The organism is Maritimibacter sp. 55A14 (assembly GCF_003122205.1).
In the GTDB taxonomy this organism is placed as follows: domain Bacteria; phylum Pseudomonadota; class Alphaproteobacteria; order Rhodobacterales; family Rhodobacteraceae; genus QEYE01.
Genome location: NZ_QEYE01000028.1, coordinates 1 through 14,349, shown reverse-complemented (window position 1 = coordinate 14,349; position 14,349 = coordinate 1). Strand labels below are relative to the sequence as shown.

The 14,349-nt window shown below is 59.8% G+C and carries 10 protein-coding genes and 1 pseudogene; 4 read left to right on the top strand and 7 right to left on the bottom strand.

What is annotated here, in order from left to right; translation table 11 throughout:
* Positions 1–48: 48 nt before the first annotated feature.
* Positions 49–921, bottom strand: a complete 873-nt coding sequence (locus DDZ14_RS17370) for a LysR family transcriptional regulator (RefSeq protein ID WP_109426248.1) — start codon at positions 919–921, stop codon at positions 49–51.
* Between the two features lie 94 nt (positions 922–1,015).
* Between DDZ14_RS17370 and DDZ14_RS17365 the strand changes: the two genes are divergently transcribed.
* On the top strand, positions 1,016–1,741 hold the full coding sequence (locus DDZ14_RS17365; RefSeq protein ID WP_109426271.1) for an NAD(P)H-dependent oxidoreductase: 726 nt from the start codon (positions 1,016–1,018) through the stop codon (positions 1,739–1,741).
* Between the two features lie 111 nt (positions 1,742–1,852).
* Here the strand turns inward: DDZ14_RS17365 and DDZ14_RS17360 are convergent, their stop codons facing one another.
* Positions 1,853–2,542, bottom strand: coding sequence for a hypothetical protein (locus DDZ14_RS17360; protein ID WP_109426247.1), 690 nt, complete (start codon positions 2,540–2,542; stop codon positions 1,853–1,855).
* A 107-nt stretch (positions 2,543–2,649) separates the two neighbouring features.
* Here DDZ14_RS17360 and DDZ14_RS17355 point away from each other — a divergent pair.
* Positions 2,650–2,745, top strand: a pseudogene (locus DDZ14_RS17355) (transposase); the annotation flags it as partial.
* Between the two features lie 358 nt (positions 2,746–3,103).
* Here the strand turns inward: DDZ14_RS17355 and DDZ14_RS17345 are convergent.
* Positions 3,104–4,546, bottom strand: coding sequence for an NCS1 family nucleobase:cation symporter-1 (locus DDZ14_RS17345; RefSeq protein WP_109426245.1), 1,443 nt, complete (start codon positions 4,544–4,546; stop codon positions 3,104–3,106).
* A gap of 169 nt (positions 4,547–4,715) precedes the next feature.
* Between DDZ14_RS17345 and DDZ14_RS17340 the strand changes: the two genes are divergently transcribed.
* Both DDZ14_RS17340 and DDZ14_RS17335 read left to right on the top strand, forming a co-directional pair.
* A complete protein-coding gene (locus DDZ14_RS17340) occupies positions 4,716–5,372 on the top strand; it encodes a GntR family transcriptional regulator (protein WP_109426244.1) in 657 nt (218 codons plus the stop codon).
* 377 nt (positions 5,373–5,749) lie between these two features.
* Entirely contained in the window at positions 5,750–6,694 is a 945-nt protein-coding gene (locus tag DDZ14_RS17335) for a site-specific integrase (RefSeq protein ID WP_109426243.1), read from the top strand.
* Between the two features lie 338 nt (positions 6,695–7,032).
* On the opposite strand, the gene DDZ14_RS19495 is transcribed toward DDZ14_RS17335, so the two are convergent.
* The 4 genes from DDZ14_RS19495 to DDZ14_RS17310 all read right to left on the bottom strand — a co-directional run bounded on the left by DDZ14_RS19495 (position 7,033) and on the right by DDZ14_RS17310 (position 14,059).
* Positions 7,033–10,800 (bottom strand): ATP-binding protein, encoded by a 3,768-nt coding sequence (locus DDZ14_RS19495; protein ID WP_146193175.1) that lies wholly within the window; start codon positions 10,798–10,800, stop codon positions 7,033–7,035.
* 247 nt (positions 10,801–11,047) lie between these two features.
* Positions 11,048–12,526: a DUF6880 family protein gene (locus DDZ14_RS17320; protein ID WP_109426240.1), complete on the bottom strand. Its 1,479-nt coding sequence runs from the start codon at positions 12,524–12,526 to the stop codon at positions 11,048–11,050.
* A 478-nt stretch (positions 12,527–13,004) separates the two neighbouring features.
* Positions 13,005–13,583, bottom strand: a complete 579-nt coding sequence (locus DDZ14_RS17315; RefSeq protein ID WP_109426239.1) for a PHB depolymerase family esterase — start codon at positions 13,581–13,583, stop codon at positions 13,005–13,007.
* A gap of 26 nt (positions 13,584–13,609) precedes the next feature.
* Entirely contained in the window at positions 13,610–14,059 is a 450-nt protein-coding gene (locus tag DDZ14_RS17310; RefSeq protein ID WP_109426238.1) for an SgcJ/EcaC family oxidoreductase, read from the bottom strand.
* Positions 14,060–14,349: the final 290 nt, after the last annotated feature.

Here is a 14,349-nt window from a genome sequence, read left to right as displayed (position 1 = left end):
TGTAACCTGGGAGCAGCGAGCGGCGTCTATCAGGTTTCCTTCATCCGTTCACAACAGCAAGGCAGACTCAGAGAAATGGTCAAGAACCGCACGCACGCGCGCTGTGCGGCGAAGATCGGGATGCGTCAGAAGCCAGAGATCGACGGCGACACCATCAATCGACTCGCCTAGACGCGTCAGCTCGCTGTCGGCATCGGCGAGATAGCAAGGCAGGATCGCAACCCCGATCCCGTATCGGACCGCCGCATACATGCCGAGCATGCTATCCATCCGGCAGACACAAGCCTCATCGCAACCAGTCCTGCGCATCCATGCGTGAAGCTGACCATAGGCCATGGACGAACTCGGCCCGACCCAGTCCAAGGTCTCCAACGGTGGTCTCGGCGTATCTCCAAAGTCGAGCGAGCGGTGGGCATAGACAGCCTGTCGGATGAGCCCCAGTTTTCGCCCGACGAGGTGATCGTCCGGGGAGGAGGCTGGCCGGATAGCAATATCCGCCTCGCGGAGCGAGAGGTCGAATACTTCGTTCGACACGACCACGTCCAGGGTGATCTCGGGCTGCAACTGCCTGAAGCGCGCGATCTCGGGCGCGAGCACTCCGAAGAGCAAGGTGTCGGTGGTTGCCACGCGCACCACTCCGGACGGTCGCAGGTCACGTCCTGACACGCGTCGCTCGGTGTCGTTGGTAAGTGCGGCGATCCGTCGGGCGGCAGACACGATCTCGTCCCCGGCCGCCGTCGGTTGGTAGCCCGTCCGGAACCGGTCGAAGAGCCGAACGCCGAGTCTCTCTTCGACGGCATTTATCTTGCGGAACATCGTTGGATGGCTCGTTCCCGCGAGGTGCGCCGCCTTGGACAGAGAGCCGGCATCGGCGATCCGCAGGACGATCTCGTAGTCGTTCCAGTCCAGCTTCTTGTTCATCTGTGAAAGACCAGCTTTCGAAATCTTCTGAAGACGTATCAAAAATGAACACTCAATGTCAGGGCAAATGCGAACAGATTACGGAGACCAGCAGATGCATACCCATATCGTTCATGCTCACCCTGAGCCCAAGTCCTACAATGGCGCGCTCACGCGAAGTGCCGAACGCGCGCTGCGAGAGGCCGGCGGCACAGTGACGGTGAGCGATCTCTACCGAACAGGCTTCGACCCGGTCGAGCACGCCGGCCATTATGCCAACCGGGCCGAGACGGGCAGCTTCGCGGCCCTCAATGAGCAGCGTCACGCGTGGACGATCGGTACATTGCCGGAGGATGTCGCGGCAGAGATCGACAACCTGGAGCGTGCCGATCTTGTCATCCTGCAATTCCCGCTCTGGTGGCACGGACCGCCGGCCATGCTGAAAGGTTGGATGGACCGGGTATTCGTGAGCGGTGGCCTTTACACCAGCCGGATGCGCTACGACGCTGGCTACTTCCGGGGCAGGCGCGCGCTGGCCGCCGTCACAACGGGTGCGCCTCGCGCGGCCTTCGGCCCGGGCAGTCGGGGCGGTGACTTTGACACGATGCTATGGCCCATTCACTATTCGATGCATTACATGGGCTTCTCAGTCCTGCCCCCCTTCATCTCCTACGGTGTGCAGGGGCATGGCTACAGCTACGAGGACGAGAGCAGCCTGCATCACAGGTTGAGATTAAACCTGACAGATTGGCAATCGTTCCTCTCGAACCTCGATCATACCGAACCCCTACATTTCCCGGGCTGGGCAGACTGGAACGAAGATGGCAGCGCAGTCGCGTAGCGGCAAAAACCGACCGTGAGCTCCGACGCGCAGATGTGATGGGAGCCGCGGAAGGGCCGAGCTCGCTAAAACCACCTTTGGATGCCTTATGTCACACTCAACAACTGCGCTTCACTCAAGCCGCCTGAGCATCCGTCCCACGGTCGAGCCGGTCCATGCCTTTCCCGTGGCCGTTCGGAGCCCGCGTTCGTTGGCAACACGCGCCAGGTCGGACACGGAGGGAGTGAACGTGTCGTTGGCCAGCTCCCTGCGCAGGTCATCAAGCAGATGCGCGGTTCTGTCGGCTCGCCTCGCCTTGGCCCTGGCCGACACCTGCGTGGCCTTCTTCGTGGTTCTGTTCAGCTTCCCGTCTGCTGTCACGCTCCTCTCAAGCTTTCGCAGTGCTTCTCTTCGGGAGTTCGAGACGGCGATGTACTCCTGGCTCGATGCCGGGAGTTTGCTCAGACGGCGTCCATAGCTGACATCCAGGATGTGATCTCCGAATTCGAGGATCTCGTTGAGAAGGTTCAAAGCATGCTCGTCCGGGACGCGGCGAAACACACGCCGAAGTTCGTCGATGGCTATGGCCGTCCTGCTTCCCGATCGCCGGAGTTCCGAAAGGACACGCTTCAAGCTCGGCAGGTCGTCGAGTGAACCGACTTGCCGGGCATAATCGGACACCCATGTGATCTCGCACTCGGGCCCCAGGAACGCCGAAATGCGCCGCACTTGGCTCTGCGCGGCGGGTTTGGTTTCGGCGGGACCATTGTGGCGCGGGCCATAGCTCAGCAGCAGATATCCCAGGGCGGATTTCTTGTTCATACACACAGGTTGTTACTACGCGTGTGTATCTCCACCCGTAACCCCCGTAAGAATAAAGTCGAATCCTTACGCATACCCAACAAACCTTGGTTGGAAATTCAAAGGGGAAGATACCCTTCGGCGCGGCGTTGCGTCAGACGACCGGGTTCGTCGAGAGCCTGCTGCGGCTAACAAGGTTGGACTGGTCGGTGCCGGATTTCAGCCCCTCAGGCGCTGAAGCGGCCCTACCGCAAGTCGGCTCCGAGCTCGCAGCGCATACGCGCGGACCTATGCCACCGAATACACCTGCCTCATCGCGGTGTTGAACGTTCTGACGGGCGTGGCCATCCGGAATTTCTTCAACACGATGCATGCTGGCGACAGCTTGAAATGGTGGACACGAGCGGTCATGGAAGGCAACGAGCGCAGGGCGATCATCGCCTGGAACCACAATGCAGACCTGTTCGCGCCGTACCGACAATCTACCCGGATCAGGAGGCAAGAAGCCGGATGAAAGCCGATACATGCCAAGGCCGGCGAAGGTCAAACTCCGTCGGCCCTGACCATGATACCAAGTAATTGTCAGACCTTCACGCCATTCTTGGCCATACGGTTATAGATCACACCGCCAAGGATCGCACCGATTACCCAGTTGTAACCCGACAGGAACGCAAACCACGGAACCCAGACGGTCGCCACCGAGAAGACTGCTGCCAAGCCGAAAGCTTTGACCGCCGCGCTGTTCCAGCCATTTTCGTAGTGATAGATGCCGCCCTCCATGTCGTAGAGATCGGCTTCGCTCAGGTGCTCTTTCCGGTGAAAGTAATAGTCGACGATCATGATGCCGAAGATCGGCGCCAGAGTCGCTCCCAGCGTATTGACAAACCCGCTGATTCCAAACTGGCTGATGAAGCTGTTCCAGAACCCGCCGATCACCAGCGCGAACAGCGATGTGATCAGACCTGCCTTGCGGAAGCTGATCTTCTCTGGCGCCAGGTTGGCGATGCCGTTCACCGCCGGAATAAAGTTCGCAACCAGGTTGATGCCGACCGTGGCGGCGAAAAAGGTGATGGCCGCGATCACGCCCAGAAGCACACTGTCCGTGCGTGCGACGATCTCGGTCGGATTGATGATCTCCTCACCGAAGACCACGGCCGCGCCGCCGGTCGTCAGCAGCGCGAGCGCCGAGAACAGGATCATGTTGAACGGCAGTCCGGCAAGGTTGCCCAGGATCATGGTCGGCTTGTCCTTTGCATATCGCGAGAAGTCGCTGAAATTGATCATCACGGCGGCAAAATAGGCGACCATCGTGCCGACGATGGCGACGAACCCCTTGAATTCGGTGGCGAAGGTACCTTCCGGGTTGGCGAAGATCGTCGCCGTCGCCGAAAGAAGCTGACCGTCAGAGCGCTGCCAGAGCAGGATGACGAGGCCGATCATAACCAGATAGACAAAGGGACCGGCGATGTTCAGGAAGGTCTCGACCCAATTCATGCCGCGCCAGAAGATCACGATATGAAAAGCCCAGACGATCACGAAGGAAAGCCAGTCGATACCGGTGAGCCCCAGGGTTTCCGAGCCACCCTGGATGCCGGTGATCGAACGGATCAGCAGGGCCAGCGCGGTCGATGCGAAGTAAACTTGCACGCCGTACCAGAAGACCGCGACCGTTGCCCGAAGCACCGCTGGCAACTTTGCGCCCTGAGTTCCAAGGCTCGCACGCGCCAGCACCGGATAGGGAATACCGTACTTCTCCCCGGGCGCGCCCGACAGGTTCACCATCCACATGGTGAACAGGCCTGCGAAGATCAGCGCGGCGAAGGCTGTCCAGCCGCCGACGCCGAATGAAATGAACAGTGACGCCACGAGAGAGTAGCCAAAGAGGGACTGCACGTCGTTGGCCCAGATGTTGAAGATGGCGAACCATCCCCAGGTCTTTTCGTCGTCACCGACGGGATTGAGGGCATTGCCCTCGGGGTCGAGCGTGCCGCCATGTGCGACATGAGGATGATCAATTGAAGCCATGTTTCTCCTCCCTGTGGCCGCCTCCGGGCGGCGTGCGGTGTCTTGCCAATATCGCATGACATTGACCTTGCAACTGACATTTTAGCAATTATTCTACCAGAGAGACTATTAAGAACTTCAAGTAACACTTTATGTGAACAAATAGAAATGCCTGACGAGGAGATCGGCAATGAACCGGGCGAACGAGAATCAGCTGATGGCTGAACAGGCGCAGGAGGCGCTCTGGATCGCATTGCGGACGGGAAAGTTGCGCGGCGGGCAGTTTCTGTCCATGTCACAACTTGTTGAAATTCTGGGATTTCCAATCTCCGCCATTCGCGAGGCGGTGAAGCAGGCCGGGTCTCGGAGCCTGTTGGCGACGTTGCCCAAACGCGGCGTACAAGTGATGGAGGTGCGGCCTGAAACGATCCGGGAATGTCTCGATTTCCGGATGGCCCTGGATCAGGAGGGTGCGCGACGGCGGATCGCCGGCCGCAACTTGTCCGGGTTGAATGCGTTGCAGGGGCGGCACGAGGAGATGCGGAACGCCGCCCGGACAGATCGCGCCAGAGATTTGCCCCCGAAGGCCATCGAGGTCGATCTGTCGCTTCATGATTATCTGGCCGAAGGTCTCGGCAATTCACATCTGGCAGACGCCTATGCGGCAAACCGGATGCGCATCGCCATTATCCAGAACGCGCGGCCGTTTCTCCAGGACAGGATCGCTTCGGCAATGGAAGAGCATCTCGCCATCATCGACGCGCTGCAATGCGGTGACGCCGAGACCGCGATCAGTGCAATCCGAAACCACTGTGAGCGGACCCTGCGCTGGTGGGGCGTAACCTGAGTTTCGCGCCTGCGACGCAGAGCACTTGCCTCTGAGCAGCGGGTTTCGTTTCGGCGGGACCATTGTGCCGCGGCCATAGCTCATCAGCAGATATCCTAGGGCGGATTTCTTGTTCATACGCACACGTTGCTTCTACGCGTGTGTACCATAATCCGCATCCCCGTAAGAAACCAGTCGAATCCTTACGGGTTTAGCACGGGTTTAGCACGGGACTCCGGGCATTCGGAACCAACCACCAGGCCTGTTCTCCTAAAATCATGGCATGGCAACCATCTGTTTAGGAAGCACTTTTCTGCTCAAGGACGTGGGATTGTGCCCGACAGGGGACTCCGCTTGTCGTATAATGCGATCAGACGACAACATAAGGGGAAAACGGTATGAGAAGTTCAGGGAAGACGATCCGCGACGCTTGCGAAAGCTGGCTCAAGACCTGCGAGCGAAACGGGCTCGAACGGGCGACGATCCGCAGCTATCGCGGTCATGTCATGCATCACATCGACAAGAAGATCGGAGGGCTACTGGTCGCCGAGATCAGCCGCGGCGATGTGCGGGAATTCGTCGATGACTTGCAGGATGCGGGTGTCTCACGGTCGATGACGAAGAAGGTCCTGGCCAGTCTCCGGTCGGCTCTCTCGGAAGCCGTCGAGAGGGAATGGGTCGCGCACAACGTGGCGCGCGAGGTCAAGCTCAAGCGGAACCGGCGCGAGGACGAGGAGCGCACGATCCCGACCAAGGACGAAATCCGGACCATGATTGACAAGGCCCCGGATCAGCACCGGCCCCTGATCGTGACCGCCCTGTTCACCGGCATGCGTATCAGCGAATTACGGGGGCTGACATGGGACTGCGTCGACTTCGACAAGACGGTGATCCGGGTCGAAAAGCGCGCCGACCGCTTCAATTCGATGGGCAAGCCGAAGAGCCGGACCAGCAAAAGGGTCATCCCGATGTCGCCGACCGTGGTATCGACACTCAAGGCATGGAAGTTGACATGCCCAAACGGAGAGCTTTCGCTCGTCTTTCCGAATGGCAAGGGAAACGTCGAGAACCACTCGAACATCCACAACCGGGTGTTTGTTCCGCTGCTGGTCAACAACGGCATCGTCGATGAGGACGGGAAACCGAAGTTCAGCTTTCATGCTCTGCGACATGCGGCGGCATCCCTGTTCATCGAGCAGGGTTGGCCCCCGAAGAAGATCCAGTCCATCCTGGGCCATTCATCCATCACCATGACCATGGATGTCTACGGGCATCTCTTCGAGAGCCCGGAAGACGATCTCGAGATGTTTGCGAAGATGGAGAGCGATCTTCTCGCAGCATAGCGCAAACCATTGATTCAAGGGAAAATCATAATCCGCGTGTCGGGGGTTCAAGTCCCTCCTCCGCTACCAGTTTCCCGAAATCAGCCGCGATTTGATGCGCGCGATCGTTCCGGTGTCTCTCCAACGGTGTGAGGCAAATGAAGGGCTAACCGTTCGCCATGCTCCTTAGGCGCGTCCCCGATCGCGATTGCCGCTATCGGACAAACCGTGGTTTGAAATCCGGGGAAGGCATCCGTTGGGGCGTGCGCAGTGACAATGCCGATGTCGGCGGAAAGCAGAAGTTCGCTGCAATGAAGACGAATGTCTGCATATTTGGCAATATATAGACATCACGGCCCTCACTCGAAACGCTGGTCTCGCTCCCGGCCTTCCTCCTGCTCGGCCTGACGGATACGATCAATTCGGGCGCGGATGTCAGGAACCAGGCGAGAGATCTTGTGCCCAACCTCAGGCGCAGGATGATCCTGCAATGTTTCTATCACAGCGAGACGGCGCTCCATGACAGCCGCTCGGCTGCCCGACCAGCTCATTGGGGCAAGATGTTGGAGATATGCCTCCACCACGTCCTCGGGGCGCGGTGCCGCCTCGAGAAACGCGAAAGCGAGCGGAGAAATCTGGCCGGTTTCACCTTCATCATCGATCCCGCGCGAGAAGGGCGAGATCTGCGGAGCCACTCTTGTCCAACGATCGGGATTTTGTCTGCACCATTCGATCAGAGCCTCTGTCGGCACGTGCGAAAGTGGCCCAGGGCGTCGGCCGTCTTGAAACCTTATGGAGGGTCCATCTGCTTCGTCTAAAAAAACGCGGCCGAGAAAGACTTCGGGGGCTCGCTCCGCCAGTGTGGCAAGCGCTCTTTCGACATCATAGGTGCTACCGTATCGTCTTGCAGCACGATCGACGATCGCCTCCATTACGCGGCTCGCTCCCGATCCGTCGTCCCCGCGCAGACAAGCCGACATGGCGCGCGACATACGCTCATCTTTGGTGGGGTTAAGATCTTCTGCGCGGATGATCCCAACCACCGCATCAAGGCCAACTTCTCTAAGATCTTCTGGCCAGCGATCCCGGGCGTTCCCTTCGACGTATCGGAGCATCGTCAGTGCATTGACTACTTCCTCCGGACCGCCTGATTTGGCGAGGATGGTGCGCAAAAGACGGACGCGGTCTTCATCACTCAGCTCGCGCTCTTCGCGCCAGGAGACATCGCTAAGGTGCCAAGCTGAAGTCTCCGGCTCCCCTGCGATTTCGATCACATGTTCCAGCTCTTGTGTGGGCAGCACACCCCTCGCGAGGAAGATTCCGTATTCTCGTCGCAAGGCAGGGATACCTTGACATTCAACGCGAATCTCGTCTGCTACGGCCGAGTTCGAGATATCAAGCTGTTGAATGAACCCTGAGAGGACGCTGGTCTGCCGTGTCCTGGAGGGATCGATAAGGTGCAGATCTCGAAGGACTGCCCATACCTCGACGGGGGCACCGGCCCCATGTGCGAGTCCGGCGCCGAGTGAATAGAAAGACCCGCCTTCCGCTTCGAGAAGATCACGACCCACAGCGCGTAGGCTGTCGTGGTTGGCCGCCAATTCCCGCCCAAGAAGCTCTAAACGCTTCGCTCGCCGGGCCTCGGCAGCATTCACGTCTTCGTCTTCGTTTTCGAGGTCGAAATCCCAACCCATGACCGTCTCTGCGCGCACACGAGCTTCGAGGTCAACTGGCTCCATGTGATCAATGAGGCGCAGGACATTTTCTGTATCGGCGCAGGGAAATTCTTCGCCGCGGCGTTGGATATAGTGGAGCATCTGTTTCAGAGCATGCCGGCCCTCGGCCCAAGGCGCTGCCGCTTGCAGTTGTCGCGCGACTTCGTCGATCCGTGACCTCAGTGTGGGGATGCACCTCCAGATGTCACCGATTTCATCTGCCAGCGCCTTTCGGGCGCTGTCTCTGATCGCAAGAGGGCCATCCAGAGCGATCTCTGCCGCCAGATCGAGCCACTTAGTAAACCACTCGACGACATCTTGCCCATGGGGTTCCCATCCGAACGCATCTGGACGGGCGTCATCGTAAGAGAGGATGGAAGAGGACCAGTAGCCCGTTCGCAATGCCGAGCGAAGCATGATGATACCGCGCGCGTTGTGGTTCGGGTCGTTCGCCAAAAGATACTGGCGCGCGACACGGATGCGCGTGTCGGTCTGGGCCAGCGTTCCAGACAGGTAGAGGCCGAAAAGGCTGCTCAACGCATCGTCGGCATTCGATGTCCGTTGCTCGGCGACTGCGATGGTTAGCGTCACCAGACTTTCGCAGGCACGAGGGAACATGGCCTCGGAATGAGCGATCCGCGAGATCATGCGGGTCAAGCTGTCGAGGCTATGGAAATCTCCCGGGGCCGCCTGAAGGGCAGCTGTCATACCATCGATGACCCGCAGCGCCTCATCGGGGACCAGGTGACACACGGCCTCAAGCACATGCATGTCCGGCGTCGGACCATGCAAGGGTCCTCCTGCCTCCATCCACCGAGTGACTATGCGGCGAGCCTCATCTGAATCGTGAAGGTATGAAAGTCGTCGAGCGAACGATCGACGGAGGCGCAGTTTGGCGGCAAAGCCATCCGCGATACTACGCCATGGTATCGACTTGAGAGCCTGTGCAGCGAGACGGTTTGCGAGAGCGTGAGGCAGAACGGCTCTCCACCTGCTTCGGGCCTGGGCAAGTCCCCGGTCGAGAAGGGTAGCGGCGTGCCGATGCATTGCTCCCCGTGACAATTCAGTAAGTGAGCCAAGGAAGGTCAGTTCGTCCGGTTCCTCCTCGCCGTCTACTTCGAAAGAGTAGACCAGCGACAGAACTTCTGCCGCGCGTGCCAGTTCTTCATTCCGTTCCTCGCGTTGCCAGAACAGGCGATCGAAAAGCGCTGAGTCCTCGAAGGCCGAGAGGGTTCCTGTCTGGGGTGCAGCTTGGGCGAGGGCGAATCCCAACCGGGCGTTGCCTTGAGCGAGTTCCGCGAGTCGCCGAGCATCTCCGGAAGACAGGTCACGGCGGCGACGGCGGAGAAGGACCTCGACAATGTCGGAACCTTCTGCCTCGATGCGGACGACATCGGTTTCCTCTGGCCTATCGGCGCGGACGTCATACTCAACTGTGATCAGTCGAACAGGTCCCGGCCGTTCGGCCAATTTGCGCGCCAATGCTTGGTGGGTTTCCGGTGGACAATTGTCGACAACCAAAATTGCTGAAGAACCACGGTCGACAAGCGCTTCGAGCATGCCCATGGGCGCTGGGTCGGGCGAATGACCCAAATCCGTGTAGATAGCATGTGAGGTAGGTAAGGCAGCCAAATCTCCGATCGGCTCGAAAAGCGCCTGCACGATGCGGCTTTTGCCAATACCGGAAAGCCCGGCGATGCGCACAGAACCAGTTCCATCGCGGACAAGGTCTCTGATTGCATCGAGTGCATTCGGGAGTTCTCGGATCGGATCGTCGCGCCCGATGCGAAATACGAGCCCCGCCTCGCAAATCAGATCGTCAGGTTCTCCTTCCGGTGTTGCCGACCAACGTCCGAAGGGCTGCCAGCCCGCGAGGATGGGAAGTGTCAGGCGCTTTCGTAGCCACACGGCCACCGAAGCATGTGCGCTCACCCATCGACTGATTGCTTTCCGGTCAAGAAAGATCAGGTCCAAGTCTGCTCCGTTGGGATCGTCGGCAACAGCCGCACGCATCGAATCGACACGTCGTCGAAGCATTGCTTCAGAACAGTTCGCACCTGCACTCGCTATGATATAGGAACCGCTCCCGGCAGCGAGTGCAGATATCGCTGGCCGAAGTGAGCCCCCATAGCGCATCTCATTCGTGATGGCGGCAGCAGCAAGATCGGCTGCCTTGACCTGGATTCCGGCATCTCGGCGTGCGAGCGGGCCGGCCGGCACAAACGTTTTGACCGGCTCCACGACAACATCGAGTCCTCCGTCAGCGGCAGTCTGACTGCCTCCCCAACGGACCTCGTTTCGATGACCGCCTTGCCGCTCGCGCTCCGCCTCGCAAAGCCGCGCCAATAATTCGCGAAGCTCCGCATCTGTTAAGTCGACCAAACGGTCAGTCGGAATGTCGAACACTGGCATGCTAAATTTCTCATATCGGTGCCGCCTGCGTCGTCGCAAAACGAAGCCTTGGCGTATATATTAGACCCTTAAATCATTTGGCGCTTCTGGCGAAAGACTGATCCGCGTCAGGACAGCCGGGGGCTCCAAAATCTGCGCGGCTTAGAGCGGATTCCGCCCCCGATGCTGCGCAGCAATACCAACGGTAAGTCTGGGGAAGCTGCACCGCGGCACCCGTGCGGCGACGGGAGGCAGCAATGGGCCGTCCTCAATCATCACCCTTGACCCATACGGGACAACGCGCGGGGGTGGATTGTGGCGGCGTTGGTTTGTCGTCTCCTATCCGCGCCCAGAACCCTGATTTGCGCGGGTGGGTCTTCTTCAGCCCGGCGAGATAAGTCGCGTGGTCGGCAATTCCGCTGGGGCGTGCGGGGTCTGCGTCTCCAGCCAGCAGGGTTAGTTTCCCCAGATACTTCGCGCCATGCGAATAAGCCTTGGAGCGCGCGCGGTCCAGGATGTCGTCCAGAAGCGCCCGGTAGAGGATCGTCGCGGCCAGCGGGTAGTCGTGCTCCAAAAGTGTCGCGACCTTGGGCAGGGTGTGCCAATCGCGGCCGTTCCAGCGGTGCGGATGCATCACGATCAGTTCTGCGGCCAGATCGAAACGCGGCCAGTCGAGGAAGAATTGCAGCGCAGCCTCGGGGTCAGCCCTTTCAAGCGCCAGAGCATGGGCACGCTCCTCAGCCTCGATGTCCTCGAAATCCGGCAGGTGTTTGAGGTAGTCACGCAGGATGTCGGCGGACAGAACTGCCTCGAAACAGCGCCAGCGCAGTGCCTGTGCGGCAGGTTTGTGATCGAGAGCCTCAAGGATTTGCGCCTCCAGACTGACCCGCGTCGGTGACATGTCGCTGTCGGCCTCGTCGAACGCGCGCCGCCCCGGTTTGCGCACCCAGTCAAGCGCCTCGGCGGCGCGCCCGGCCTCCAGCAGCTGCGCAGCCATTCCCAGCGTGTCCTGCATATGCGGGCGTTTTTCCTCCTCCAGCGCGATGAGCAGGTCGAGATCGCCCCGCGCTGAAGCGATGGTCTGACGCATCCCGGTCCACTGCGAGGTCATGGAGTAGAACCAGCCGTCCGGTTTGCGCGCCGCTTCCCCGGCCTGCCGTTCGGCGATGACCTCTTTCAGATCGGCATCCCAGCGCATCAGGGCGTCTTGCGGCAAATGCGGCGCCACGGTCGTGGTCAAGTCGGCCAGATAGCCATGCGTGCTTTCGCCAAGCGTGGCCATGATCCTCTCGGGCAGCAGGTCGGCTTCTGGCGGGGTCAGTGTCTGCGCCAGATCGCCTGTCGCGTTGATCGCCTGATAGTAAACATCCTGAACGCGACCTGAGGAATCGTCGACGCGCTCGAACACCTGCTCATGGGTGGCGATGAAGCGCAGTAGCCGGTCTATGGCCAGCGCCGGGGCGGCAGGACCAAGCTCAGACGCGATCGTATCTGTCAGGCTGCGCAGATCGTCGGCAAAGGCGCGGGCCTTGTCCCATTCGATGAAACTCTTCGCCCGCTCCAGCCCGGAAAGCCTCCGGTCGATCAGCTTGGCAATGGCCTCGGGGCCGGATTTCCCGGCGATCGCTGCCTTGACCTGCCGCCGGAAACCCGCGTTGCGCTCGGCCTCGTCCAGCACCAGCTGCGCGAGCTTGTCCGCGCCGAGGTCTTTCAGCTTGTCAATGGAAAGGGCGGGTTTGCGGGCCATGGGCGGGACCGGAGTTTGGAACTGTTCCTGCCATCAGTGCCTTGGCCAGAATGTGAAGGCAAGTATCGGGCATCTCATTCGATGCCGTCGCGTGGGGGCATCCGCTGCATCAGGTCACTGGTTGCTCTGAGGCTCTGTGGCTTCCAGGGCGGGGTTTCAGCCTCACACCAACTTCAAATCCGCAAATAAGTCAGAACACGATCCAGGTCAGCTACGGATGTGATCCTGAAGCAGATGAGGTCCGCGTGTTCCAGCTCACTCATCGACTTCAGCGCCGAATGACGACCGTAGATCGGCTTGCCGTTCTCCCCTTTCGAGATGAACAGTGCCGATGCCGGCGACGACTGGAAATACAGGCCCGGCTCCGCAAGCAGGCTGGCAACCCGTTTGTGCGCGACCCAGAGATTGGCCGGGCTTCTTGTTCATCTTCGCTCCTTGAAGGCTACGATGAAACAGAACCCCTCCGGTGTTCAAATCCTCAAATCTGTCCCACAGGTGCTGACGTCAGACAGGTGTGGAGCAGGTGCACAGGACCCATGCATTCCTCGGTCATCGGCAGCCAGAAACCGCCGGAGACCGGGGCGTAGGCCCGGGCCAAGTCCGGCGCGAGACACGCTACGTCCCAGACCATCGATCCGCCGCGGGAGAACCCGGTCAGGAGCACCCGTTCCGGGTCCACGCCTGCACGGACCGAAGCATCCGCCAGCACGTCACGGAGGAAACCGATATCGGAGCGAGGATACGTGAGCCATCCATCTCGAACGGCCCAGTCGTTGGGTTTGTTCTCGTGCCATGGCAGTGCTGTCGGCGCGATCACCGCATAGCCCCGCTCCATGGCTCGGTCCATGAAATCCCTATTGCCGAGAACTTTGGCGCCGCTGCTGCCGTAGGCGTGCAGGTGCATAATGGCAGACCCGCCCTGCCATCCCTCCGGCACCGCGATGTGGTATTCCCCTGTGGCGATCTTGCAGGGCTGAGCCTCGCCGCCGCAGTCGATCGCCAGTATCGGTTCGGCGATTAACAGGGCCACCCCTAGAAGCACGAACCGGCTTGTCATCTTAGGTTTCACCCATTCCTTTGTGCCTACTGGTTTTGGGGCAGGCGGTTCCAGCTCCAGCGATGTACACGCCAGACACCGTCATTACCTTTGCGCCAGACCCGGAGATTCTTGTCGTACTCGCGCTCGATCGAACCTGACTTGGTCTTGCGGCTGACCTCATCCCAAAACACCTCGATCACGGTATCATCCGTAACGATTTCGAGGTCCTCGGTCGTGGAAGTCTTGTCGCTGAAACCGGCCTTCAGGAACGCGGTGAACATACGCTCGGTTCCGTCGCGCCCTCTGACGAATTGCCAGCCGGGCGAGAGAGAGATCGCATCTTCAGTGAAGTTCGCCGCGATGCGCCCTGCGTCGCCCGAGTTGAAATCCTCGTCGAACTTCGCACTTGCGGCGGCAATCTCGGAAGCGGGATCGGCGAGAACCTGCGAACCGAGAAGTGTGGCACCGAGCGCGGAAACGATCAGGAGTTTCATGACTCACACTCCTTTCGACCATTCAAAGATGATCATACCACAAAGTCGCGAGATCGGCGACATGCGCCCATTGATCCGCAACTTGGTAATGACCGCAAACGGCGCGGAGCCGACTTAACACGGCGCAGCGGAAACCTCTGCGGGCCCTTAGCCACCACTCAGAGCAGCGCCCGCTCCACCAAAGGGTTGATTTTGTCCGGGCTGGTCAGCGGAGCCATATGGCCACCGCGTTCTATCTTCTCGAAGTTCCAGTGGGGGATATGCTGTTGCATCAGGACCACGATCTCCTT